At 37.8% G+C, this 23831-nt stretch carries 23 protein-coding genes and 2 tRNA genes; 10 read left to right on the top strand and 15 right to left on the bottom strand.

Features of this window, described 5'->3' with window-relative positions; translation table 11 throughout:
• Positions 1-95: 95 nt before the first annotated feature.
• Entirely contained in the window at positions 96-983 is an 888-nt protein-coding gene (locus tag J4Q03_RS01210) for a cbb3-type cytochrome c oxidase N-terminal domain-containing protein (protein WP_426046423.1), read from the bottom strand.
• Between the two features lie 18 nt (positions 984-1001).
• Positions 1002-3281 (bottom strand): cytochrome-c oxidase, cbb3-type subunit I, encoded by a 2280-nt coding sequence (gene ccoN / locus J4Q03_RS01205; protein WP_426046422.1) that lies wholly within the window; start codon positions 3279-3281, stop codon positions 1002-1004.
• Positions 3282-3466: 185 nt separating this feature from the next.
• On the opposite strand from ccoN, the gene J4Q03_RS01200 reads away from it, so the two are divergent.
• Both J4Q03_RS01200 and J4Q03_RS01195 read left to right on the top strand, forming a co-directional pair.
• Positions 3467-3760: a helix-turn-helix domain-containing protein gene (locus J4Q03_RS01200; protein WP_426046421.1), complete on the top strand. Its 294-nt coding sequence runs from the start codon at positions 3467-3469 to the stop codon at positions 3758-3760.
• Positions 3761-3876: 116 nt separating this feature from the next.
• On the top strand, positions 3877-5304 hold the full coding sequence (locus tag J4Q03_RS01195; protein WP_426046420.1) for an amino acid permease: 1428 nt from the start codon (positions 3877-3879) through the stop codon (positions 5302-5304).
• Between the two features lie 137 nt (positions 5305-5441).
• Here J4Q03_RS01195 and J4Q03_RS01190 read toward each other — a convergent pair.
• Positions 5442-5512 (bottom strand) — tRNA-Gln (locus tag J4Q03_RS01190).
• A gap of 132 nt (positions 5513-5644) precedes the next feature.
• A tRNA-Gln gene (locus tag J4Q03_RS01185) sits at positions 5645-5715 on the bottom strand.
• 99 nt (positions 5716-5814) lie between these two features.
• Between J4Q03_RS01185 and J4Q03_RS01180 the strand changes: the two genes are divergently transcribed.
• The 4 genes from J4Q03_RS01180 (at position 5815) to J4Q03_RS01165 (ending at position 9178) form a co-directional block, all read left to right on the top strand.
• Positions 5815-6843 carry an AMP-binding protein gene (locus J4Q03_RS01180; protein ID WP_426046419.1) on the top strand — a complete coding sequence of 343 codons (1029 nt, stop codon included), beginning with the start codon at positions 5815-5817 and terminating at the stop codon, positions 6841-6843.
• Between the two features lie 74 nt (positions 6844-6917).
• Complete coding sequence (gene arfB, locus J4Q03_RS01175; protein WP_426046418.1) at positions 6918-7310, top strand: alternative ribosome rescue aminoacyl-tRNA hydrolase ArfB; 393 nt, start codon at positions 6918-6920, stop codon at positions 7308-7310.
• A gap of 335 nt (positions 7311-7645) precedes the next feature.
• Positions 7646-8026 (top strand): GreA/GreB family elongation factor, encoded by a 381-nt coding sequence (locus J4Q03_RS01170; protein ID WP_426046417.1) that lies wholly within the window; start codon positions 7646-7648, stop codon positions 8024-8026.
• A 180-nt stretch (positions 8027-8206) separates the two neighbouring features.
• A complete protein-coding gene (locus J4Q03_RS01165; RefSeq protein ID WP_111955197.1) occupies positions 8207-9178 on the top strand; it encodes a deoxyhypusine synthase family protein in 972 nt (323 codons plus the stop codon).
• A 162-nt stretch (positions 9179-9340) separates the two neighbouring features.
• Here the strand turns inward: J4Q03_RS01165 and J4Q03_RS01160 are convergent, their stop codons facing one another.
• The gene (locus J4Q03_RS01160; protein WP_426046416.1) at positions 9341-9487 is read right to left on the bottom strand and encodes a hypothetical protein; all 147 of its coding nucleotides are present in this window, start codon (positions 9485-9487) and stop codon (positions 9341-9343) included.
• A 119-nt stretch (positions 9488-9606) separates the two neighbouring features.
• On the opposite strand from J4Q03_RS01160, the gene J4Q03_RS01155 reads away from it, so the two are divergent.
• Positions 9607-9903: an MGMT family protein gene (locus J4Q03_RS01155; protein WP_426046415.1), complete on the top strand. Its 297-nt coding sequence runs from the start codon at positions 9607-9609 to the stop codon at positions 9901-9903.
• Positions 9904-10230: 327 nt separating this feature from the next.
• Here J4Q03_RS01155 and J4Q03_RS01150 read toward each other — a convergent pair whose 3' ends face one another.
• The 5 genes from J4Q03_RS01150 to J4Q03_RS01130 form a co-directional block, all read right to left on the bottom strand.
• Complete coding sequence (locus tag J4Q03_RS01150; protein ID WP_426046414.1) at positions 10231-10614, bottom strand: helix-turn-helix transcriptional regulator; 384 nt, start codon at positions 10612-10614, stop codon at positions 10231-10233.
• A 311-nt stretch (positions 10615-10925) separates the two neighbouring features.
• The gene (htpG, locus tag J4Q03_RS01145) at positions 10926-12818 is read right to left on the bottom strand and encodes a molecular chaperone HtpG (RefSeq protein WP_426046413.1); all 1893 of its coding nucleotides are present in this window, start codon (positions 12816-12818) and stop codon (positions 10926-10928) included.
• Positions 12819-13066: 248 nt separating this feature from the next.
• The gene (recA, locus tag J4Q03_RS01140; protein WP_426046412.1) at positions 13067-14074 is read right to left on the bottom strand and encodes a recombinase RecA; all 1008 of its coding nucleotides are present in this window, start codon (positions 14072-14074) and stop codon (positions 13067-13069) included.
• 203 nt (positions 14075-14277) lie between these two features.
• Positions 14278-15480 carry an oxygenase MpaB family protein gene (locus J4Q03_RS01135; protein WP_426046411.1) on the bottom strand — a complete coding sequence of 401 codons (1203 nt, stop codon included), beginning with the start codon at positions 15478-15480 and terminating at the stop codon, positions 14278-14280.
• Between the two features lie 66 nt (positions 15481-15546).
• Entirely contained in the window at positions 15547-16320 is a 774-nt protein-coding gene (locus J4Q03_RS01130) for a response regulator transcription factor (RefSeq protein ID WP_426046410.1), read from the bottom strand.
• A gap of 430 nt (positions 16321-16750) precedes the next feature.
• Here J4Q03_RS01130 and J4Q03_RS01125 point away from each other — a divergent pair, with 430 nt between their 5' ends.
• Positions 16751-17590 carry a hypothetical protein gene (locus J4Q03_RS01125; RefSeq protein WP_426046409.1) on the top strand — a complete coding sequence of 280 codons (840 nt, stop codon included), beginning with the start codon at positions 16751-16753 and terminating at the stop codon, positions 17588-17590.
• A gap of 21 nt (positions 17591-17611) precedes the next feature.
• Positions 17612-17845: a hypothetical protein gene (locus J4Q03_RS01120; RefSeq protein WP_426046408.1), complete on the top strand. Its 234-nt coding sequence runs from the start codon at positions 17612-17614 to the stop codon at positions 17843-17845.
• A gap of 72 nt (positions 17846-17917) precedes the next feature.
• Here J4Q03_RS01120 and gap read toward each other — a convergent pair whose 3' ends face one another.
• The 3 genes from gap to J4Q03_RS01105 all read right to left on the bottom strand — a co-directional run bounded on the left by gap (position 17918) and on the right by J4Q03_RS01105 (position 20603).
• Positions 17918-18925: a type I glyceraldehyde-3-phosphate dehydrogenase gene (gap, locus tag J4Q03_RS01115; protein WP_426046407.1), complete on the bottom strand. Its 1008-nt coding sequence runs from the start codon at positions 18923-18925 to the stop codon at positions 17918-17920.
• Positions 18926-18954: 29 nt separating this feature from the next.
• On the bottom strand, positions 18955-19941 hold the full coding sequence (pfkA, locus tag J4Q03_RS01110; RefSeq protein ID WP_426046406.1) for a 6-phosphofructokinase: 987 nt from the start codon (positions 19939-19941) through the stop codon (positions 18955-18957).
• Between the two features lie 320 nt (positions 19942-20261).
• Positions 20262-20603, bottom strand: a complete 342-nt coding sequence (locus J4Q03_RS01105) for a winged helix-turn-helix transcriptional regulator (protein ID WP_426046405.1) — start codon at positions 20601-20603, stop codon at positions 20262-20264.
• 93 nt (positions 20604-20696) lie between these two features.
• Here J4Q03_RS01105 and J4Q03_RS01100 point away from each other — a divergent pair, with 93 nt between their 5' ends.
• Positions 20697-21503 carry a DNA alkylation repair protein gene (locus J4Q03_RS01100; RefSeq protein WP_426046404.1) on the top strand — a complete coding sequence of 269 codons (807 nt, stop codon included), beginning with the start codon at positions 20697-20699 and terminating at the stop codon, positions 21501-21503.
• 90 nt (positions 21504-21593) lie between these two features.
• Here J4Q03_RS01100 and J4Q03_RS01095 read toward each other — a convergent pair whose 3' ends face one another.
• Both J4Q03_RS01095 and J4Q03_RS01090 read right to left on the bottom strand, forming a co-directional pair.
• Complete coding sequence (locus tag J4Q03_RS01095; protein WP_426046403.1) at positions 21594-22352, bottom strand: TIGR03915 family putative DNA repair protein; 759 nt, start codon at positions 22350-22352, stop codon at positions 21594-21596.
• A gap of 97 nt (positions 22353-22449) precedes the next feature.
• Positions 22450-23709, bottom strand: a complete 1260-nt coding sequence (locus J4Q03_RS01090) for a putative DNA modification/repair radical SAM protein (RefSeq protein ID WP_426046402.1) — start codon at positions 23707-23709, stop codon at positions 22450-22452.
• Positions 23710-23831: the final 122 nt, after the last annotated feature.

Raw genomic sequence — 23831 nt, 5'->3', positions numbered from 1 at the left:
TTAAAAGAAATAATAAAACGGTTCAGTATGTCTTCTTTTAGACCTCAATAACTTCACTTCCAGCCTCCCTCTTCCAGCTTCCTGACATATTAAAATTAATTGTTTTCGTTTTCCCATTTCACGTTTTCACCCTGTGGCGCAGCACCGCCCTGGGCCGGAGTGACAGGAGAAGTTTCCTGGTTGATATGATAGATATAGGCTGCAATTTTTTCAGCATCTCTTCCTGTGATGGTTCCTTCTTTGATGAAAGGTCTCATCGTAGGATTATTGGGTGAACCGTTTTCAAGCATCCAGAAAACATTTTTGAACAGACTTTTCTCTTTTATATTGATCCAGTGTGTATCCGTAAGGTTCGGGCCGATACCTCCTTTTCCGCCGTCACCGTGGCAGGTTACGCAGTTGGTTTTGAAAAGTTCCTGACCTTCTGCGATATGGTCTGCACTGTATTTTGCGGTTTCCAGATCAATCTGAGGTGCTGTTTTTTCATATTCTGCTATGGATGCCAGCATGGTAGTGGTTTCTTTATTTAATTCAGCCTCAGGATGGGCATATTCTGTAAAGGCAAAGGCCGTCATATACACCACACAGAATATACATCCGAACCAGAACAGGCCTATCCACCATTTAGGCAGCGAGTTGTCAAGCTCTGTGATCCCGTCAAAACCATGGTCGATAAGAATGTCTTTTTCTTCAGTAACAGATTGCTTCTTAAACGCTGAATTCCAAAGCTTCTGATAATAAGGAATACTTTTCTCAGCCAAATATTCTTTCTTTTCCTCTTCTGACAGTCTGCTGAAACTTTCATTTTCCACCAGATCTCCGATAGAGTTCATAATCAGGAGGAGAATGACAGCGATCAACATCAGCGCCCAGAAAAACGGAGAGGAAAAATAGCCTGAGTCTCCGGCGAACATTTCAAATGCCATGATCGTTAAGCCTATCGTTGTTGCGATATATATTGAAATTGGGGTTCTCTTTTTCATTGCAGTCAATTTTAAAGGTTATTCAGCACTTGCGGTCTGGATCTGTGTCGTTTTAATATCGGTTCCCAATCTTTGCAGATAGGCAATCATTGCGACAATTTCTCTCTGCTCAAGTGGCACATAAGATGCACCTTTTGCTGTTTTTTCTTTTTCCATCTGGTCTTTTACATCCGCAGCCTCAGAATAAATTCTCTGTACAATGGCTTTGGACTGGTTATCTGCCCATTGGTTTGCAGAATCTATTTCAGATTTTGAATAGGGCACATCGAAAGCGTTTTTCATTAATCTCATCTTGTCAACCATTTGAGTACGGTCCAGTTTATTCGTGATCAGCCATGGGAAACGCGGCATAATGGAGCCTGCAGACGTAATTCTTGGGTTGTACATATGTTTAAAGTGCCATGAATCCGGGTTTCTGCCTCCTTCTCTGTGAAGATCAGGTCCGGTTCTTTTGGATCCCCATAAAAACGGTCTGTCGTAAATAAATTCTCCGGCTTTGGAGTACTGTCCGTTTTTACCTTCAAATCTTACAATTTCATCACGGAAAGGTCGGATCATCTGGGAGTGGCAGGAGTTACATCCTTCACGTACATACAGATCTCTTCCTTCCAGCTCAAGCGGGGTATAAGGTTTTACAGCCGTAATGGTAGGAACACTTTGTTTTAATGATAATGTTGGAACGATCTCTATTAAACCACCGATAGCTACAGTGATGAAAGCTAAAATAGAAAGCAGTTTTGGAGTTCTTTCCAGCCAAAGGTGTATGCCTTCGCCTTCTTTTCTTGCCGTGCCGATGTCTGCCAATGCAGGAGCTTCTGCAGGAACCTCTTTCTGGAATGATCCTGACCTTACAGTTTTGATCACATTGATCACCATTAAAATAGCTCCTGAAAGATAAAGGATACCTCCTAAGAATCTCATTTTAAAGTATGGAATGATTGCCGTTACCGTATCCAGCCAGTTTTTATACATTAAAGTACCGTCCGGGTTGAACTGTTTCCACATCAATCCCTGGGTGAATCCTGAAATATACATCGGCACTGCATAAAAGATAATGCCTAATGTTCCCAGCCAGAAGTGCCAGTTGGCCAATTTTTTAGACCATAACGGTGTTCTCCACATGATCGGAATCAGGTAATAAACTACTCCGAAGGCCATAAATCCGTTCCATCCCAATGCGCCCAAATGCACGTGCCCGATTACCCAGTCAGTATAATGCCCTATTTTATTTAAAGATTTTGTAGCTAATAAAGGTCCTTCGAAAGTAGCCATCCCATAACAGGTAATTGCTACCACAAAGAATTTAAGGATCGGATTTTCTCTTACTTTATCCCAGGCTCCTCTTAAAGTAAGAAGACCGTTCAGCATTCCTCCCCATGAAGGGGCAATTAGCATAATAGAGAATCCCGTTCCTACGGCCTGAGCCCATGCCGGAAGCGCCGTATACTGCAGGTGGTGAGGGCCAGCCCAAAGGTATACGAATATCAGCGACCAAAAGTGAATAATGGATAATTTATAGGAGAATACAGGACGCTGTGCCGCTTTCGGCATGAAGTAGTACATCAGACCTAGTACCGGAGTTGTCAGTACGAATGCTACGGCATTGTGGCCGTACCACCACTGTACAAGAGCATCTTTTACACCGGCATATACGGAATAGGATTTCCAGCTTGTGAATGACAGGGGAACTTCAAGATTATTAAAGATATGCAGCATGGCTACGGCAATCCAGGTGGCAATATAGAACCAGATGGCTACATAAAGGTGTCTTACCCTTCTTTTTGCAATAGTTCCGAACATATTGATTCCAAAAACAACCCATGAGAAAGTGATCAGGATATCGATAGGCCATTCGTGTTCCGCATATTCTTTTGAAGTATTGATTCCCATTAAGAAAGTCATCACTACGGCAACAATCATCAGCTGCCAGCTCCAGAAATGAATCCATGAAAGTGTATCGCTGTACATTCTTGTTTTCAGAAGCCTCTGCATGCTGTAATAGGCACCGCAGAAGAAGGAATTACATACAAAAGCAAAAATAACGGCACTGGTATGAAGCATTCTGATTCTTCCGAATCCCATAGCTCCCTGCGTGTTGATCAGTCCCTGAATGTTTCCGCTTCTCAGACTCTGGATAGTGGTATCATCCGTTCCAAATAAAAACTCTGGTAATTCAGGGTAAAAAAGCATCAGTGCGGCTGTAAGTCCCAGCAGAAAACCGACCAGCCCGAATACGATAGTAGCATACAAGAATGCTCTGACAATATTATTGTCATAATTGAATTTTTGCGTCTCCATAATTCCAATAGTGTTGTACCGAAGCGATATTTATCCTCTGAAATCAGATCGTTTTCATCTTTGATGTATCCGAAAAAATAAATATCATGTAACGTGTTAATGTTTTGCCAAAGGTATTTATTAACTTTGTGTAAGTCTAGTAGGTATCCTTCTAAACTATACCGAAAACTACTAAAACAAGAACGATGAAAATATGTGGTCAAAATATCAGGAAAATCCGTAGAAGCAAAGACTTTACGCAGGAGTATATGGCTTTTGAAATGGGTATTTCCCAAAAGGCCTATTCCGACATCGAAAATTCTAAAGTGAAGATCAATCTGGAAATCCTTACGAAGATCTCAGATATTTTAGAAATCAAACCCTCTGATATCTGTAGTATTTCACATAAATGTAATACAGATGGCTCTGAAGATAAGTACCAGGGACTTTTGGAATATATGAAAAAGAATAATATTTCAATTCCGGAGGAATATCTGTAAAGAAATAACTCCTTTTGTTTTTTAAATTCTTTACAACTGAACCGATTGAATATTCTGTAAACTTCATAGAACCGATTTTCTCTAAAGTTTTATATATTTAGGGCATAATTCATTTTATGAGCAGCGAACAGAAAGCGGAGTCCAATGATGGGACTCTTGTCAGAGGATTAACCAACAGACATATTCAATTAATTGCCCTTGGAGGTGCCATAGGAACGGGACTGTTTCTCGGGATTGGCCCGGCAGCCGTTTTAGCAGGTCCTTCCGTTATTCTGGGATACGCTTTGGCAGGGATTATTGCATTCTTTATTATGCGTCAGCTTGGTGAGATGGTGGTTCAGGAACCTGTTTCGGGAAGTTTCAGTCATTTTGCGTATAAATATTGGGGGAATTTTCCCGGTTTTGCTTCCGGCTGGAATTACTGGATTCTTTATATCCTTGTGAGCATGGCCGAACTGACAGCTATCGGCCATTATATCCATTTTTGGTGGCCCGAAATTCCACTCTGGGTATCCAGTTTATTCTTTTTCATCATGATTACAGCTTTAAATCTGGCGTCTGTAAAAGTATACGGAGAGACTGAATTTTGGTTTTCCATCATTAAAGTGGTGGCTATCATTGGGATGATTGTTTTCGGTATTTATTTGTTGTTGAGCGGTACCGGAGGTGATAAAGCAAGTGTTTCAAATCTGTGGAATGACGGTGGTTTTTTCCCAAAAGGTTTCTTTAATAAAGGGGAAAGTGGGTTTTCCGGGCTGTTTGCCGCTATGGCGATGATCATGTTCTCTTTTGGAGGGCTGGAACTTATTGGGATTACGGCTGCTGAAGCTAAAAATCCGGAAAAGACCATTCCTAAAGCAACTAATCAGGTTATTTACAGAATTTTAATTTTTTATGTGGGTGCTTTGGTTATTTTATTTGCCTTGAGTCCGTGGAGAGAGATTACGGAGGGGACGAGCCCTTTTGTTATGGTTTTCCAGAATTTAAATGGATTTGAGTTCAATATCTTCGGCAAGGTGATCCAGTTTAATGTTTTAATTGCCAATATCCTTAATCTGATTGTTTTGACCGCAGCTTTGTCTGTATATAACAGCAGTGTTTACAGCAATAGCAGAATGCTTTTTGGATTGGCGCAGCAGGGGAATGCCCCCAAATTTTTAAAGAAACTGAATAAAAACAGTGTTCCTACCAATGCGATTCTGATATCATCCTGTTTTGCAGGGATCTGTATTATCATTAATAAACTGGTTCCTGAAAAAGCATTTGAATATTTAATGGCTCTGGTGGTTTCTACATTAATTATCAATTGGCTGATGATCTGCTATACTCATCTGAAATTCAGGAAAGAGAAAGATAGATCTGGCGAGAAGACTTTATTTCCTTCTATATTTTATCCGGTTTCGAACTATATCTGTATTCTGTTTTTAGTCGCTATTCTGGTATTGATGAGTATTACCGGAATGGAAATTCAGGTGATCTTAATTCCTATATGGCTGGCTTTTCTGTTTGTAATGTTTAAACTGTATCAACCTAAAACCAAATAATTATAAGATAAAGGATGGATTTTTGATCTGTCCTTTTTTTGTATATTATTATAGCTGCAATACTTTACATAACAAAGCTTATAGGGAGTAATCTTAATAGTTTAAAAACAAAAACCATCCTTAAAAAGAATGGTTTGTAGACCCACAGGGATTCGAACCCCGACTGACGGTACCAAAAACCGGAGTGCTACCGTTACACTATAGGTCTGTTTATTTTGGTGGTGCAAATCTACAATTTTTTTCTTTATGCACAAAAACTGTTGTGAAAAAAGATGTTTTAAAATTAGAAAAAGATCTGAATATTATAAAAACAAAAACCACCCTTGAAAAGGATGGTTTGTAGACCCACAGGGATTCGAACCCCGACTGACGGTACCAAAAACCGGAGTGCTACCGTTACACTATAGGTCTGTTTTATTTTGGTGAGGCAAATTTACAGCTTTTTTGTTTAGATACAAGAATTTTTTAAAGTTTTTTTTAAATTTACACTACTTTTTATGTCCCCCAATCATGCTGATAAACTTCAATAATCTCAATATTAATAATTTATCGTTTCAGACAGATTTCGAAAGCAAAACTAAAATTTTTTTAGAAGAATGGTTTTCTGATGGATCTACTGTAAAGGTTCAGACTTCGGGCTCTACAGGAACACCGAAAATTTTTGAAATCGAAAAAAATAAAATGGTCAATTCTGCTGTGATGACCTGCAACTTTTTAGGGTTGAAGGAAGATGATAAGGCATTGCTGTGTCTCCCGGTTGAGTATATTTCGGGTAAAATGATGGTAGTCCGTTCTATTGTGAGAAAATTAAGGATGATTGTTGCTGAACCGTCCCTAAAGCCGCTTGAACATTTAAATGAAGAGATAGACTTTTGTGCAATGACTCCGCTTCAGGTAGAAAACTCGCTGGATAAACTACATTTGATTAAGAATCTGATTATTGGTGGTGCTGCTGTTTCCGAGTCATTAAAAAGAAAAATAGCCCAAAATAAAAGATTAGAAGGTATCCGTATTTTTGAAACCTATGGTATGTCTGAAACGCTTTCCCATATTGCTTTAAAGCAGCTTATGCCGGAACCGGAAGATTATTTTACGGCTTTTGAAAATGTATCTGTCAGCCTGGATGAAAGAGGATGTCTGAAAATTTTTGCACCCAATGTTAATGCTGAAGTCCTGCAGACTAATGATTTAGTTGAAATTAAAAATGAAAAACAGTTTAAATTCCTGGGGCGTATCGACAATGTCATTAATTCCGGCGGATCAAAAGTTTTCCCTGAAACACTGGAAGCATTGGTTAAAAAAGAAATTCCCAATGAAGTTGTTTTTACTGGTGTGAAAGATGAAAGCCTTGGCCAGAAGCTGATATTGGTGATAGAAGGATCAGCAACAGATGATCTGAATAAAAAGGTGGCCGGAATATCTTTTGAAAAAAGCTTTCACAAACCGAAAGAGATTATTTTTATTGAAAAGATTCCACGAACCCCAAACGGAAAAGTGAACCGGATAGAACTGAATAAAATAATAGCCGGAAGATTATAAATTTTGCCCGGTATTTGATGTACTTTAATTCCTGATTACTGGCTCTTGAATCCAGATGCTTTAATATATAAAACATGAAAGACTTCTCAAAAGAACTCAGCTTTAAAACTTCCCGAAGCAGTGGAGCCGGAGGACAGAACGTTAATAAAGTGGAAACTTCGGTGACTGTTCTATGGTTTATTGAGGGATCTGAATTTTTTACTGAGAATCAGAAGGAGCTGATCCAGACTAAGCTAAAAAACAGAATCAATGCTGATGGATATCTTTTTCTGACGGTGTCGGAAAGCAGAACCCAGCTTATGAACAAGAATAAGGCGATTGAAAAAATTATTGAACTCGTTAATAAAGCTTTAATTGTTCCCAAGAAAAGAGTAGCCACAAAGCCATCAAAAGGGCAAAAGCAAAAACGTTTGGATACCAAAAAGAAAATTTCCGAAAAAAAGGAGAACAGGAAATTCAAGTTTTAGGATTAGATAAAAGGTTTCTTTTCCCACGTCATAATTTTTGAGTATCTTCGGTATTATTAATCGTTTTAAATATGACAGCAATTATTTCTTTATCCTCAGCGGACCGTTTTTCAGGTCTTTTGCTGTCGTTGCTGTACTTACATAGAGATTCTTTTCTTAAAAGTTCCAAGGACTTTATCAATTAAGCCCTGTCAGGATCCAGGACAGGGAACACATTCCGATAAATTTTACGTTTTATTTTTTGCAGCTTTCTACGGGAGAAAGGCTGATCAGTTCTGTTATCCTGCATTGGATTACTGGAAATGGCTGCATTCACTACTTTAAAAATTAAAAAAATGTCCAATCATATTATTGTAACTACCGGAATTTATGATGCCATAAAAGATACACTCAGACGGAAAAAGGTAAGCATGCCGGAAGAAAAAAGACTTGCTGAAGAATTGAGAAAGGCTAAACAGGTATTGAGAAGAGAACTTCCTGCCGATGTAGTAACCGTTAACAGAAAAGTAACGATTAAGGATCATACCCATAATTTTGAACACGAATATATTTTCGTGGCTTCTTCAAAAGCTAAACCGGCGAAGAACAAGCATTCCATCTTATCAGATATTGCGCTTGCTACAGTTGGGTATAAAGTAGGAGATGTCATTAACTGGCCTTTTAAAGATGGTGAAAGAAAAATTGAGATCTTAAAAGTAGAATCTTGTCAAGGGTAATTCCTGTATCTATATTTTGTTAGATGAAAGTACAGCTTCAGGGCTGTACTTTTTCATGAAAGGACTTATGAATAACATTCTTTTTTATCATTTGTTAAAAAAGAATGTTCAGGTAAGAGTTTCTTTAAGTACTCATGTCGCATTCCGTTTTTAAGTTTTATCTTTGCAAAAATTAAAAAAATGAGCAAACCGATTTCTGAATTTATAGAGAAATATTACCTGCACTTCAATGCGGCTGCATTGGTAGATGCATCTAAGGGGTATGTTGCACATCTTAAAGATGGCGGAAAAATGATGATCACTTTAGCAGGTGCGATGTCTACTGCTGAATTGGGGAAAATCCTTGCAGAAATGATCCGTCAGGGAAAAGTTGATTTTATTTCTTGTACAGGAGCCAATCTTGAAGAAGATTTGATGAACCTTGTGGCACACTCTCACTACGAAAGAGTTCCGCATTACAGAGATTTAACGGCGCAGGATGAGTGGGATCTATTGGAAAGAGGACTAAACAGAGTTACAGATACATGTATTCCGGAAGAAGAAGCTTTCAGAAGACTTCAGAAGCATATCGTGGAAATCTGGAAAGATGCAGAAGCTAAAGGTGAGCGTTATTTCCCGCACGAATTTATGTATAAAATGATCCTTTCAGGGGTTCTTGAGCAGTATTATGAGATTCCAAGAGAAAACTCATGGATGATTGCTGCAGCTGAGAAAAACCTTCCGATTGTAGTTCCGGGATGGGAAGATTCTACCATGGGTAACATCTTCGCTTCTTACTGTATCAAGGGTGAGCTTACAGCAACCACTATGAAATCAGGAATCGAATATATGACCTACCTTGCTGACTGGTATACTAAAAATTCAGCTGGAAAAGGAGTTGGATTCTTTCAGATTGGAGGAGGGATTGCAGGAGATTTCCCGATTTGTGTGGTACCAATGCTGTATCAGGATATGGAAATGCATGATATCCCTTTCTGGTCTTATTTCTGCCAGATCTCAGATTCTACAACGTCTTACGGTTCATATTCAGGAGCCGTTCCGAACGAGAAAATCACTTGGGGTAAACTGGATATCACAACACCGAAGTTTATCGTTGAAAGTGATGCTACCATCTGTGCACCATTGATGTTCTCATACATCTTAGAAAACTAAGAATAAATTTCTTTTAAAATACCAACGCTTCAATTCATTTTGAAGCGTTTTTTTATTCCATATCTTCATTGCGGGCAAAGCGAAGCAATCTCTTTAATGATCTTAACTGTTGAACTTTTTCTTAATGGTTTTGTTTTCGCTCGCAATGACGTATGCTGAGGTTCAGTCAAGGGAGTTTACCAGCACAAAGTATCGGTAGGCCAGAATTCCTTTCTCAATTTTACTAAGATGGTTTGGATCTTTATTGCTCAATTTCGGAAGCAGCTTTTTATTGACTGCATTCAGCAGTCGGAAAAATGATTTTTTCATATCTTTATATTTACAATCAGACATCCTTTGAATGTTTTTGAGAATCCAAAAATGATGCAAAAAGGTGTTTAAGATTAACTAAACCTGTCTTTTAACACCATAAAAAAGGTCGCTATACTATGGACAAAATATTTAAACAACAGATTTATGAGATTACAAGGCTTATTCCAAAAGGAAGAGTTTCTTCTTATGGTGCTATAGCTAAAGCAGTAGGTTATCCTAATCATTCCCGTCATGTTGGGAAGGCCATGGGAGGGTGTCCGGAAGATGTCCCTGCACATCGTGTCATATCCAGCTCAGGCGTATTATCAGTTCCGGAATTTCAAAAAAGACTGGAAGCAGAAGGTATTACCGTTGAAAATTTAAGGATAAAAGATTTCAAGAAGCTGTTCTGGAATCCACTGGAGGAGATTTAGAATTAAAAATCAACTGGACGCAGTTAAGAATTTGCATTTTGGACGCCTATTTAATCAACTGCTAATTAAAGTACTCTGGTTCATCAATAAATTTAAACTGATAACAGATTTAGGTTCCGGCGGCGAAGCCGCCGGAACCTTACAAATTACCATTCAATATTTTAGCTAATAGAAAGTTGGATTATCATTCCCCTTCTTTGAAGGGTGGATTTTTGCCCGCAAAAAGACGGGGTAGTTAATAATTATCCAAATAAAAAGTCTTGAATACCCAAGTATTCAAGACTTTAAAATTTATAGGGGAAAAAGTCGGTTTTTAAAACTGTAACTTTATTTTCTTCCCCTAGGTGTTCTTAATTCTTCTTTTAATTTCTCATTTTCCTCTTTCAGAAGGGAAATATAGTCCTGTAGGTTCTGAATAATAGATGCTGATATATTATGAAACTGAGTAATTGTTCCTGATGATGAAGAGGATTGGTCATTGTATACAGGGTGATTATTATTAATCACAACTTTTGATTCTTCATCCTCATAAATATCTTCTACCGAAACATCCAAAAAACGGGCAATTTTGTCCCATTCATCTCTTACAATTTTTACATCACCGCTTTCCTTTCTGCTGTAGTTGGATACATCAGTCGCGATAATATCAGCTATCTGCTGCTGAGTATAGCCTTTTTGTTTTCTGATAACGCGTAATTTTTCTTTTTGCATATCCTACATTTTATACAAAAATGGAAAAAAAGCACAATGTGTACAATAAAAAAGAGAAAAAATATGCAGTGAACCGAAGGATTTAACCAAAAATGCCTGAAAGATTTATATTATTAAGCCCAGCCAACCGATAGGGTTATTTTTTTATGATTCTCTCTTGTTAAATAAATGAATTTGGGTTCGCTTTGTCTGCAATGACGACACTGTACAATTTTATCAGATACCTTACGTTTTAGCAAATCTTTAGATTCAAAGCATAAAAAAGCTGTTCCCACCTAGGAGAACAGCCTTATTCATTTCTGTACTATTGATTACTTTTCCAGCTGCTTATAGCTTCTCTGGATAAAATCTGTCAGGTCTTTTCCTTTCAGTAAATTCTGTGAAAGTTTCGCCAGATCAAGGGCATATTTAATCAGTGTTTCCTTTTCCTCAGGATTTTCTGTCTTTAAAATTTGGTTCGAAAGCTCGCTGTTCGAGTTGACTACCAGATTGTACATCTCCGGAAAGCCTCCCATTCCAAACATTCCGCCTCCTCCGGTTGCCTGCATTTCCTTCATTCTTCTCATGAATTCTGGCTGCGTGATCGTAAACGGAGCATCATTGCTGTCAAGATCTTCAAGCTGTACTGTGAATTTGGCGTCTTTTACAGCTTCTTCTACTTCTTTCTTTAAAGATTCTTTTTCAGTTTCATTTAATTTAGAAATAACCGGTTCGTCTTTTTTGATGAGGTTATTGATGTGGTCTGCATCCACTCTTGCGAATGAGATTTTCTCTTTTGTAGTTTCCAGTTTTTGGATCACGTGAGAGATTACAGGTGAGTCTAATAACAGAACGTCATAACCTTTATCGTTAGCTGCCTGAATATAGCTGTGCTGCTCATCAGCATTCGTTGCATAAAGGATTACTGTATTACCATCCTTATCCGTATGGGCAGGCTGGATTTTTTCCATTAATTCATTCCAAAGGAAATATTTTCCGTCTGTAGTAGGATATAGCGTGAATTTATCTGCTTTTTCTGCAAATTTTTCCTCAGTGATAATCCCGTATTCGATCACGATCTTGATGTCGTTCCATTTTTGCTCATAATCTTCACGGTTTTCGTTGATCAGAGAAGACATTTTATCGGCAACCTTCTTAGTGATGTAAGAAGAAATTTTCTTCACTGCACCATCAGCCTGAAGGTAAGAACGGGAAACATTCAACGGAATATCCGGAGAATCTATTACTCCTCTCAGAAGCATTAAGAAATCAGGAACAATACCTTTTACTTCATCCGTTACGAATACCTGGTTCTGATACAGTTGGATTTTATCCTTGTCAATATTTAAATTGTTGCTCAGTTTTGGGAAAAATAAAATTCCTGTAAGATTGAAAGGATAATCAACGTTCAGGTGGATATTGAATAAAGGCTCCTCAAACTGCATAGGATACAGCTCATGGTAAAATTTCATATAATCTTCATTCGTCAGCTCGCTTGGTGCAATAGTCCACGCCGGTGTTGGATTGTTGATGATATTATCCACCTCCTCAGTTTCAGCAACTGCATCTTCCGGAGCATCCTCAGGTAATGGAAGAGTATGGGTCTTTGTTCCGAATTTAATTGGAACAGGCATGAATTTATTGTATTTTGACAACAGCTCACGGATTTTAGCTTCTTCTAAAAACTCCGTAGAATCTTCTGCAATGTGGAGGATGATTTCCGTTCCTCTGTCAGTTTTGTCAGTGGTTTCCTCAAGGGTAAATTCCGGGCTTCCGTCGCAGATCCATCTTACAGCAGAACCGTCTTTATAAGATTTTGTAAGGATTTCTACTTTCTCTGCCACCATAAATGCAGAATAGAAGCCAAGGCCGAAATGTCCGATGATCCCGGAGTCTTTTGCAGTATCCTTATATTTTTCAAGAAATTCTTCAGCACCGGAAAAAGCAACCTGATTGATGTATTTTTCAACCTCTTCACCAGTCATACCAATTCCCTGGTCGATAATACGTAATGTTTTCTGTTCCTTATCGATTTTAACCTCAATCTTCGGATTTCCGTATTCAACCTTTACTTCCCCTATGCTTGTCAGATGCTTTAATTTTAAAGTGGCATCAGTTGCATTGGAGATCAGCTCTCTTAGGAATATTTCGTGGTCACTGTAAAGAAACTTTTTAATAAGTGGGAAAATGTTTTCCACAGATACATTAATATTTCCTTTAGTCATAATAATTTTTGTTTTTTAATTTCTATTTGATGTCTCAAAAAAAATACCATCAAGAAGAATGTGACAGAATGTCAGAAGGGTGGAAGGTTGAACATTAAAGCTCACAATATTCTTATTAAAATTCAATAGGAGCGGGCTTTAGCCCGCTTACAAAATAGCATAAAACCTTTGGCTTTAGCCAAAACCTAAATGGAGCCACAAAAAAAAGACAGCCCGAAAGCTGTCTTAATTTATAGATTGAAAAAAGGTTATTTCACTTTATTTTTCAATTCTTCTTTAATTTTATTTTCTAACTCCTCAGCAAGTTCAGGGTTATCTTTTAGTACATCTTTTACTGCATCACGACCTTGTCCCAATTTAGTTTCCTCATAGCTGAACCAAGATCCACTTTTCTTTACGATTCCCTGTTCTACAGCCTGATCAAGAATTTCTCCTGTTTTAGAAACTCCTTCACCGTACATAATGTCAAATTCAGCCTGTTTGAAAGGAGGTGCTACTTTATTTTTCACGATCTTCACCTTTACACGGCTTCCGATAGCTTCATCACCATTTTTAATAGGCGCACTTGCTTTTCTGATATCTACTCTTACAGAAGCGTAGAATTTCAACGCGTTACCACCGGTTGTTGTTTCAGGATTTCCGAACATTACACCGATTTTCTCTCTCAGCTGGTTGATGAAAATTACGGTACATTTCGTTCTTGAAATAGTAGCCGTCAGCTTTCTCAATGCCTGAGACATCAATCTTGCGTGAAGACCCATTTTAGAATCTCCCATTTCCCCTTCAATTTCCGCTTTTGGAGTAAGGGCTGCAACGGAGTCAATAACCACGATGTCAATTGCTCCCGAACGGATCAGGTTATCTGCAATTTCCAGGGCCTGCTCACCGTTGTCCGGCTGAGAAATAATTAAGTTTTCAAGATCGATTCCCAGTTTTCCTGCGTATCCTCTGTCAAAAGCGTGCTCTGCATCAATAAATGCTGCAATTCCACCTGCTTTTTGAGCTTCTGCAATAGCATGAAGCGTTAAAGTTGTTTTACCGGAAGATTCAGGTCCGTAGATTTCAATGATTCTTCCTCTTGGATATCCACCCACTCCAAGAGCGATGTCTAATCCTAAAGATCCGGAAGGAATAACCTCAATAGTCGTATCAATCGTACTGTCACCTAAGGTCATTACAGTTCCTTTTCCGTATGTTTTATCTAGCTTGTCAAGCACTAATGCAAGTGCTTTTTTCTTATCGTCTATGTTGCTCATCTGTTGTTAAAATAATTGCTCAAAATTACGGAATTTTAATGTCAAAAACTAATATTATTTAATGTGAGAAACTGTTTTTAGCGTTAAAAAATAATAATGTTTTGTGACTGATGTTATTCATTACTAACGGAATGCGGTATTTTATAATTCAAAACATAAAAAAATATTTTTTCCGTTTAATGTAGCTGCCCTTCAGTACTCATCTAATGAAAATTTGAATTTTTAGCAACTCTAAGATAATCTTCCAGTACTTTCATCTGGTCTTTATTTCCCTTTTTTATTCTTGTCTCGCGGCTTATCAGGTTATCGTAAATTTTGTTGATGATAATTTTGGTTTTTGGAAACAGTTTGCGGTTGGAAACCTCAGGGATCTGCAGCCTTTTACATACCTCATCATCCAGAAGAAACCACGTGCAGCAAATATGCAGGTATCTCAGGTTTTTCCTTTGAAATTCGAATTTTAAGATCGGGTTTTCCAGAGACTCATTCAATAAAGAATGAGCGAGCAGAATAGAGTCTTTATCAGAGGGTGGCTGTACAGAAGTCCACAGGTAAAAATATTCCGTTGCCTGCTTTTTACTGTCCGGAAGAAGATGCTCAGGAATTCCCAATAGATATCCGACGTATTTCCAGAGATGGAAAATTCCTTTCTCCTCTTCAACGGAAAAAGTATTTCCTAATTTTTGAAGACTGTGAAGGAAAACGAGACTAAACCCTATATAAGTAGCCATCATATCCCAAGAATTAATTGGCTCGCCCCAGTTCTCAGTATCCCATTCTTTGTAATGTTTTTTGATGGAAAGCCTGGCGTAAGAATGGATCAGACGGGTTTTTATAGCAAATTCGTAGCCTTTTGCATGCAGTTCCAATACGTCGTAGCGTGTGACGTTTACCCAAAAATCCAAGGTCTCTGACAGGCGTTTTACAGCCCCTTTTTTCAATGCCTCTGTAGCAGTTAAGGGCTTATTAAGATAAGCATAATCATAGCCGCCAATCAGACAGTAGTCTCTTAATGAGATGAGCGAATCAACGTTACCCCTCATACAAAGCTCTGCACCGCTTTTCAGTAGATTATAATCCAGCCAGTCCGGAATCAGCTGGGTTTGGGCGAAAAGCTTTTTTACGCTTTCAGGAACATCATCTGTTGCTGAAATGCCATTTCGTATATAGCCTTCAATTTCTTTTGACGCCTCATGAAATTTTTTAGTTAGATAAACATCCCGGACAACTTCATCACCTACTGTATCCACATGATAAAAATAGGATGAAAACCTGTCAAAATTCTTAAAGCTCAATTCAGCTCCGGAAAAATCAATAAGCTGCTTCCCGTTACCTTTTTCCCAGAAATGTTTGAAATGAGGCGATTCTTTAAAACGTGGCTGTAAAATCATGTTTTCCATTACCATAAAAATACAAGTTTTGCACCGGAATTTCCTGGTGAGATTTGTCAGTCTTTATTAAACATTGAAATATTAGATAAGTCCTCTTTCAAAAGCTTTTTTTACAAGTTCCTTGCTGTTTCTGGAATCTGTTTTCCGTAAAATATTTTTTCTGTGTGTACGAACTGTATGTTCAGACAAAATCAGGGCCTGGGCGATCTCCGGACCGGAATAGCCTTTGGTGATAAGGGCAAGAATTTCCATTTCTCGTTTCGTGAGATGTTCAGGGAAATTTTTAGCTTTCGAAAAGGAGTCCAGTTTCACCTGGTGAAAGTCATTTCTTGGACCTATCCCGGTTACCAGAACGGTGTAAGGGTTTTCTTTTGTGATATGATGAATATTGGTATGGATGTTTATTGCCTGCACAGGAATTCCGGTTTCATCCTCCATGGTGATCATGGACTGATGATGAAACAGCTCATAATTTCCTTCTGCTGTTTTCATTCTGAAACAATAGCTGCCCTTAATGTAAAGCTGATGTTCCAGGCCGATCTCTGTCATTTTATTAATTAGGATCTGTTCGGCTTTCATTACAAATTCTATATCATCCGGATGGGTAAGATCAATGACATCTTTTAAATTTTCCGGATATGAGGGAAGACCGTGAAGCTTCAGGATGTTTTCATGATGGTGGGAAAGTGTACTGTTGGTAAGATTCAGAGCGTAATAATAAAATTCTCCTATAGCAAACATTTCACCAATGATACGCTCTATAGGTGGCTTCTCCAGAATCTTTCGGTCTCTCCTGACGCCCGGATAGGTGTTCCATACTTCAATGAGAGGATGTTTCTTTTCTGAGTTCTCCATGAATGAATTAGTTTAAGCTAAAGTATAACTAAAATACTTACAAAATACCACAAAAGGGGGATTTTTTTACACTGATAAAATGCTAAACTTTGTACTAGCTAATAACCATGGCAGCTCAATTTTTTTGTTCCGTTTTGTTTTATGATTTAATTTTTTCTATAATTTATTTTAATTAGGAAAATAGTAAGTCTCAGACCGTTGAATTTTCACACAATTTATTCGAAGTTATTAATGAATGTTATATAAACAGTTTACTCTTTTCTTTTTTAGTTGTTTGAAAATGATAAACTATTAGCCTCTCGTTGCTGGAGAGGCTTTTTCTTTTGTAATATATTCCATCAAACATTCTCTTTTTGATATTCCAAAATCACCCGAACGGGTAATTTACCGGTATCTATGAAATTCCAAACTTTGTAGAAAACTAATAGCCATGAAAACTCATTTATTAAAAATTCTTGCCTTTGTAATTTTTATACCCTCAACTTTTTTTTCACAGATAAAAGTTGAAGTAAAGGATACTGGAGAGAACGGGAAAAAGGTTAACGGAACAATTACTATTGATCTGTCTGTTAAAGTCGACAGCATAGAAATACCTGTTGAAAAAGGAAATTATGAACTATTTATACCATCCTCGCAGCTGAAAAGCCTGGTCATAAAAAAGGAAGCTATTGAGTATAAACAACTAAAAATGGAAGGAGAGGAAAAAAGGGATACTACTAAAAGCACTTATCGTGAAAGTGATGCAATCGCAGAACTGATTTTTAGAAGCAACACTCAGTATATTCTGTATGTTGGAGTAACAGGGGAAGAGAAAGTAAGGAAGTATATTATAAAAAGTGAATCTGACTGGAAATGGACAACTTCTTTTGGGGCAAATGTTGTTTTTCTTACAAATCGTTCAAGATTTACGTCTGTAAATAATGCAGTAGCAGAAAACAGGGATGGGAAAATGATGGATCTGACGCCTAGTATTATGTTTACATTTATCAATAACCAGCGAAATTTTTCTCCCGGATTTACAGGCGGTTTAGGATTTGATTTTGAAGAATTGTCGGTTTTTGCCGGTGGTGCTTTGGGAATCGGGCAGAACATTATTCTGATGGCAGGTATTGCAGTGCATAAGCAGAACCGTCCTAATACAGATTATACAGTGGGACAGACCATTGACAGCTCAGTGACATCAGATAATCTGAATAAAATGCAGTACCGGGTAAATCCTTTCGTAGGAATATCTTTTAGATTTGATAAAAATCCGTTTGTAGCAAAGTAATAATTTGATAAATCATGTAAAATGAAAACGATGATCAGAATAGGATGTTTTATTTCCATCATGCTTTTTTATTCCTGTGCAAAAGAAGATTGCGTATCTTGTATTGCAGAATCTAAAGCCGGAAAAATAGCTGAGACCCGTATGGCCTGTGATGAAAGCTCTGAATACCTTGTAGGCTTTGTGAACGGATTCAAACAAAAGCATCAGGAAACTAGCGGTGACTCAGTTATTGTCCATTGCGCCTATAGCCAATAGATTGAGAAACTCATAAAATAAAAAACCTTCCATCGGGAAGGTTTTTATTATTTATTGCTGATTGCTCATTACTTATGATAAAGAAGCAGCGTGTACAAGCATATCTACCAATTTGTTAGAATAACCCATTTCGTTGTCATACCAAGAAACAAGTTTTACAAAGTTTGGAGAAAGCATGATACCGGCGTCTTTGTCGAAGATAGAAGTTCTCTTATCTCCTACGAAATCCTGAGAAACTACTGCATCTTCAGTGTATCCTAAAATTCCTTTCAATTCACCTTCAGAAGCAGCTTTGATTACTGAACAGATGTCTTCATAAGAAGCAGCCTTTTCAATTCTCACTGTTAAATCTACTACAGAAACGTCAACAGTTGGTACTCTGAAAGACATACCTGTTAATTTTCCGTTAAGTGAAGGGATTACTTTTCCTACCGCTTTAGCAGCACCTGTAGAAGAAGGAATAATGTTGTTTAGAGCAGCTCTACCACCTCTCCAGTCTTTCATTGAAGGACCGTCAACTGTTTTCTGAGTTGCTGTTGTAGCGTGTACAGTAGTCATAAGACCTTCAACAATTCCGAAGTTATCGTGAATTACTTTAGCTAAAGGAGCTAAACAGTTGGTTGTACAAGATGCATTAGATAAAATTTTGATATCGTCAGTAAGTTCTTTGTGGTTCACACCCATTACGAACATTGGCGTATCGTCTTTAGATGGAGCAGAAAGGATTACTTTTTTGGCACCGGCATTGATATGAGCCTGAGCAGAGTCTTTAGATAAGAAAAGACCTGTAGATTCCACGATATAGTCAGCGCCTATTTCATTCCATTTCAGGTTGTTAGGATCTTTCTCAGCAGTTACTCTGATTCTTTTTCCGTTTACCACAAGGTCATTTCCTTCTACAGAAACTTCTCCCGGGAAGATACCGTGTACAGAATCGTATTTTAACATGTAAGCCATGTATTCTGCGTTGATTAGGTCATTGATTCCTACTACTTCAATGTTATCTCTTTCAGTCATTGCTCTGAAAACAAGACGTCCAATTCTACCAAAACCGTTGATACCTACTTTGATTGTTGACATAATAGTTTGTTTTAGATTATAAAAAAATATTAGATTGCTAAAATTTCAGAAATCAGTAAAAGATCTTTATTGATTTCATTATGTTTTTTAATGGCTTCTTCAATTGGTGTATACACCATATCATTGGAACGCATTCCCGCCATTACATTTGTTTTTCCTTCCATAAGACCTACTACGGCACCGTAACCCAGCCTGCTGGCGAGAACTCTGTCTGCACAGCTTGGAGAACCACCTCTCTGGATGTGTCCTAAGATGGTTACACGGATATCATAATCGGGGAATTCTTCTTTGGTTTGATTGGCAAGATCATAGATGCTCCCAAGCTTTTCACCTTCAGCCACGACAACAATGCTTGATGCTTTTCCTGTTTTTTCAGCTTTTCTGAAATTAGCGAAAAGATCTTCCATGCTGTCTTTCTTCTCAGGAATAAGAATATCCAGAGCACCGGTAGCCAGCCCGCTGTTCAAAGCAATGAATCCTGCATCACGACCCATTACCTCTACAAAGAAAACTCTGTTGTGGGATGTTGCCGTATCACGGACCTTGTCAATAGCTTCCATAGCGGTATTTAAAGCCGTATCGTAGCCGATGGTATTATCCGTTCCGAAAATATCATTGTCGATAGTTCCTGGTACACCAATGACTCTGATCCCGAATTCTTCATTGAAGATCTTTGCTCCGGTAAAAGTTCCGTCACCTCCAATACACACCAATGCATCCACACCATGTTTGATACAGTTGTCGTAAGCTTTCTGACGTCCTTCCGGAGTTCTGAACTCTGCAGACCTGGCAGATTTTAGAATCGTTCCGCCCTGGTTGATTATATTTTTTACAGAACGGGGACCCATTTTCAGGAAATCATCATGGATGAGTCCATTATAGCCTTCCCTTACTCCGTAACATTCGATATTATAATAGTTTGCAGTTCTAACGACCGCTCTTAATGCTGCATTCATACCCGGAGAGTCACCTCCTGAAGTAAGAACTGCAATTTTTTTTACAGCACTCTCTTTCATCTAGTAAAAAATTTCGAACACAAATTTACAAAAACAAGTTCAGATAATGGCAGTAAGTTGAGAAGAGTTTTGAATATAAATAATTAAAAGTGTCTAAAATTTGTAGGTTTAAAAAAATACCTCGCTGTTTTTGTTTCTGAAGAATTTACATCAAGGCTGTACCAGGGTGAAATATTTTTATCAAAGGATTGGAAAGCACATGAATAGATTGCGCCGGAGTGAATCATTCGCTTAATAAAAATAACGTTTAATCACAAATATCTCAGATTTTTGAATATGAATAAGATGAAAGAAATAAGAATGAAAAATTACTGAACAATCTAAGCTTTTTCATTTTCAGGAATCAGAAGTTTTCCCCAGTCATTCAGCTGCCAGAGAATCTCTACCAGTTTTTTTCCAAGCTCGGTTAATGTATATTCTACCCGGGGAGGCAGCTCGTTAAAAGACTGTTTTGTCAGAATACCGTCTTCTACCATTTCATTGAGCTGTTGATTTAAAACCCGGCGGTCTACTTTGGCAATTCCCCGAAGAAATTCACTTGGACGCTTTTTACCTTCGTTGATTTGCCATACAATCGGAATCTTCCATTTTCCACTGATCGTATTAACTGCCACTTCCAGCGGACAGATTTTATTTTCGTCAGCTTTCTCCTTTGCTTTCATAAAATTGACTTTTTTATCCCTATGGGTGGAAAATATGCGTTATTGCTTATCTTGATTCACTTTCAGACTTTTGTAAAGTTAATAATTAATTATATGAAAAACGAACAACGGAAAGGCGCCCGCTCGGTAAAAGATATTCCTAAAGATATCATGAAACAGTTAAATAAAGGAGAGATAGAAAGCGCCAATCTTACAGAATGGCTTGCCGCGGATCAAAAACTGCTTCTGGAGAATTTTCTTCGGCAGTACAACAGGAAGGAATATTTCGACCCAATATTAGAAGGTATCAGTAGTTTGAAAAAACAAACAGTCAATACCATTAATGAAACCATTGGTTTAGGCCTTTTTAATGAAGCCTTAAAAAATAATGATGAAGAATTTTTATCGGTTATTCCTGGTCATACATCAGATCTGGTAAGATGTTGGGGAACCTATATGGTGGGAAGAAATAAGGCTTTAAGCATTAAAGAAAAATTGAATAAAATACAACCGTTTGCTTCCGACAAACATTTCGGGGTGCGGGAAATTTGCTGGATGGCGGTAAGAACTGAGATGATAGAAAATCTTGAAGAAGTTTTGTTCATATTATCAGGATGGACGGCTCATAAAGATGAATATATCCGCCGTTTTGCCAGTGAATCCACGAGACCCAGAGGGGTTTGGTGTACACATATTGCAAAATTAAAAGAGAATCCTGAATTGGGACTGGTGATTTTAGAACCAATGAAATCGGATATGTCCAAATATGTACGGGACAGTGTAGGAAACTGGCTTAATGATGCCAGCAAATCCAGCCCTGAATTTGTATTTAAAACTTGTGAAAGATGGCTTCAGGAAAGCCCTGCGAAGGAAACAGAATATATTGTAAAAAAAGCATTAAGAACAATTCAGAAGAAATAGAATTTTAAAAAGAATAAAGGAAATAACTATTTTAATTGATGAATCTGCACCATCAGACCAATCTGGGAAACAATGATCACTAAACATCCATCACCGTTTTTCCGTCAGATACTTCCAATATCTTTTCGGGACATGCTGAATATGCAGTTTCAGATTCTTCCTTTCCACAATATTGGTCTTGGTAAAATACCGCTGCCACAGCTTTTGATAATTATTTTCATCATCATGAAACTTCTGCTGGTACTGTTGCAGATCCAGTTTTTCATCCGGATAAAAGAAATCACAGCTTTCCAGATCGTATAGAATCCCATAATTTCTTTTTAGATCATAGATCATCCACTTTTGGTCCTGATATCGGTCTTTAAAATGTTTACGGATAAGCGGAAGAACATCAAAATCAGGATCTATCTTCGCAAAGAAAACACCATCCTGCATTTTTTCAAATCTCACAAAAGCAGTCATCCTGTGTCTTTCCCGACTTACGGATTTGCAGATTTTTGATATTTTTAAAATATCACTGTCAGCATAATTTTGCAGAATGTTTTCATCAGGGTGTTTTATGGACTGTTTTACGGCTGATAAAATAAGATATTCCGATTCCGGATGCTCTGATAGATAAACTTTTAATAACTCATGTATTCCTGACTGTCCGATATACTGTTCCACTTTGTTTAAAACCCGTTCAGCTTTATCATTTTGAGTAATGACCTCATGAATTTCTGCAAAAATATTTTCCTGATGAAATCTCTCTTTACTCACAATCTCCACCTCTTTATAACGGTATTCGAAAACTTCAAATACTGCGGTGAAAAGTCCGTCAAAACTGCCGTCATACAATAGAGTAGTCATGTTGAGTTTGAGAGTTATTGGGTTTTAGAGTTTGAGAGTTTTTAGTTGAATTGATCTGATATTCAGTTTTAGAGTGATGAGTGAAGTTTGTGTTGCATCAAAACAGACTCAGCTGCTGTGAAAATTGGTTGTGAAACTTAGAAGAGCTTCCACCCACAAGCAGTTTTCTGAAATTTTTATCCGTTAAATATTTCAGATAAGCATTTCCTGCATTAAAATCAATAAAATATTTTGCCCGGTTAACCGCAGCGCCCAGTTTTTTCAGATGATCCATGTTTAAAACCTGAAAACGCCTTGCACTCACAATTTTCTGCGCAGTTTTTACGCCAATTCCCGGAATTCTTAAAATCATCTGATAATCCGCAGTCTGCAGATTAACAGGGAATTGATGCAGATGTCTCAAGGCCCAGCTTAATTTAGGATCCACTTCAAGATCTAAAAACGGCATATTCGGATCCAGAATTTCTTCAGCTTTAAAACCATAAAAACGCATTAGCCAATCCGATTGATACAGACGGTTTTCACGGAGCATCGGAACTTCCGTGGTAAGAGAAGGGAGCCTTTTGTCTTCCAGAACAGGAACATAACCGGAATAATATACTCTTTTAAGGTTAAAATTCTTATAAAAATGATCGGCAACTTTGATGATCTGCAGATCATTTTCATTGGTTGCCCCTACTATCATTTGTGTAGATTGGCCTGCAGGAGCAAACTTAGGAACTTTTCTGAAGATTTTCTTTTCATCCTTATACTGAGCAATCCCGTTCTGAATATATTTCATAGGATTGAGCATATCCTGGCGGTTTTTTTCAGGCGCTAATAATTTCAGTCCGCTTTCCGTAGGAATTTCAAGGTTAATGGAAAGCCTGTCTGCATAAAGAGCGGCTTCCTGCATCAGTTCATCACTTGCTCCCGGAATAGATTTTAAATGAATATAACCGTTGAAATTTTCTTCTAGGCGTAATTTTTTAGCCACCCTTACCAGACGCTCCATCGTCGTATCTGCATTTTTAAAAATTCCGGAGCTTAAAAAAAGTCCCTCAATATAATTTCTGCGGTAAAAATTAATGGTCAGATCTGTTACTTCTTCCACGGTGAAGGCTGCTCTTTTAATATCATTGGAGCTTCTGGATACGCAGTAGGCACAGTCATAGATACAATGGTTGGTCAGCAGAATTTTGAGCAGGGAAACACATCGTCCGTCTTCTGTATAGGTATGGCAGATCCCGCTCACGGAACTGTCTCCTAAGGCGCCTTTTTTATTCTTCCGCGTTCCTCCGCTGGATGAGCAGGAAACGTCATATTTTGCTGCATCAGCAAGGATTTCAAGCTTTTCTTTCAGGCGTTCAAAATTCATTTTAAGAAGGAATGTTATAATTTGTATCTAAATCCTGTTCAAAAGTAGTTCCAAAATTGATAAATATCAATTTTTTTCAATAGAAGTTATCAACAACAGAGACTTTCAAAATTACTATCTTT

This window comes from Chryseobacterium sp. NFX27 (assembly GCF_049887855.1).
Lineage (GTDB): Bacteria > Bacteroidota > Bacteroidia > Flavobacteriales > Weeksellaceae > Chryseobacterium.
Note: the sequence above shows the minus strand (reverse complement) of the source record. Positions and strands in the feature narration are given on the sequence as shown.

Bases quoted from the DNA above. Each gene is read 5' to 3' on its own strand.
- J4Q03_RS01210 (WP_426046423.1), bottom strand. From the start codon at position 983: ATGAAAAAGAGAACCCCAATTTCAATATATATCGCAACAACGATAGGC.
- ccoN (WP_426046422.1), bottom strand. From the start codon at position 3,281: ATGGAGACGCAAAAATTCAATTATGACAATAATATTGTCAGAGCATTC.
- J4Q03_RS01200 (WP_426046421.1), top strand. From the start codon at position 3,467: ATGAAAATATGTGGTCAAAATATCAGGAAAATCCGTAGAAGCAAAGAC.
- J4Q03_RS01195 (WP_426046420.1), top strand. From the start codon at position 3,877: ATGAGCAGCGAACAGAAAGCGGAGTCCAATGATGGGACTCTTGTCAGA.
- J4Q03_RS01180 (WP_426046419.1), top strand. From the start codon at position 5,815: ATGCTGATAAACTTCAATAATCTCAATATTAATAATTTATCGTTTCAG.
- arfB (WP_426046418.1), top strand. From the start codon at position 6,918: ATGAAAGACTTCTCAAAAGAACTCAGCTTTAAAACTTCCCGAAGCAGT.
- J4Q03_RS01170 (WP_426046417.1), top strand. From the start codon at position 7,646: ATGTCCAATCATATTATTGTAACTACCGGAATTTATGATGCCATAAAA.
- J4Q03_RS01165 (WP_111955197.1), top strand. From the start codon at position 8,207: ATGAGCAAACCGATTTCTGAATTTATAGAGAAATATTACCTGCACTTC.
- J4Q03_RS01160 (WP_426046416.1), bottom strand. From the start codon at position 9,487: ATGAAAAAATCATTTTTCCGACTGCTGAATGCAGTCAATAAAAAGCTG.
- J4Q03_RS01155 (WP_426046415.1), top strand. From the start codon at position 9,607: ATGGACAAAATATTTAAACAACAGATTTATGAGATTACAAGGCTTATT.
- J4Q03_RS01150 (WP_426046414.1), bottom strand. From the start codon at position 10,614: ATGCAAAAAGAAAAATTACGCGTTATCAGAAAACAAAAAGGCTATACT.
- htpG (WP_426046413.1), bottom strand. From the start codon at position 12,818: ATGACTAAAGGAAATATTAATGTATCTGTGGAAAACATTTTCCCACTT.
- recA (WP_426046412.1), bottom strand. From the start codon at position 14,074: ATGAGCAACATAGACGATAAGAAAAAAGCACTTGCATTAGTGCTTGAC.
- J4Q03_RS01135 (WP_426046411.1), bottom strand. From the start codon at position 15,480: ATGGTAATGGAAAACATGATTTTACAGCCACGTTTTAAAGAATCGCCT.
- J4Q03_RS01130 (WP_426046410.1), bottom strand. From the start codon at position 16,320: ATGGAGAACTCAGAAAAGAAACATCCTCTCATTGAAGTATGGAACACC.
- J4Q03_RS01125 (WP_426046409.1), top strand. From the start codon at position 16,751: ATGAAAACTCATTTATTAAAAATTCTTGCCTTTGTAATTTTTATACCC.
- J4Q03_RS01120 (WP_426046408.1), top strand. From the start codon at position 17,612: ATGAAAACGATGATCAGAATAGGATGTTTTATTTCCATCATGCTTTTT.
- gap (WP_426046407.1), bottom strand. From the start codon at position 18,925: ATGTCAACAATCAAAGTAGGTATCAACGGTTTTGGTAGAATTGGACGT.
- pfkA (WP_426046406.1), bottom strand. From the start codon at position 19,941: ATGAAAGAGAGTGCTGTAAAAAAAATTGCAGTTCTTACTTCAGGAGGT.
- J4Q03_RS01105 (WP_426046405.1), bottom strand. From the start codon at position 20,603: ATGAAAGCAAAGGAGAAAGCTGACGAAAATAAAATCTGTCCGCTGGAA.
- J4Q03_RS01100 (WP_426046404.1), top strand. From the start codon at position 20,697: ATGAAAAACGAACAACGGAAAGGCGCCCGCTCGGTAAAAGATATTCCT.
- J4Q03_RS01095 (WP_426046403.1), bottom strand. From the start codon at position 22,352: ATGACTACTCTATTGTATGACGGCAGTTTTGACGGACTTTTCACCGCA.
- J4Q03_RS01090 (WP_426046402.1), bottom strand. From the start codon at position 23,709: ATGAATTTTGAACGCCTGAAAGAAAAGCTTGAAATCCTTGCTGATGCA.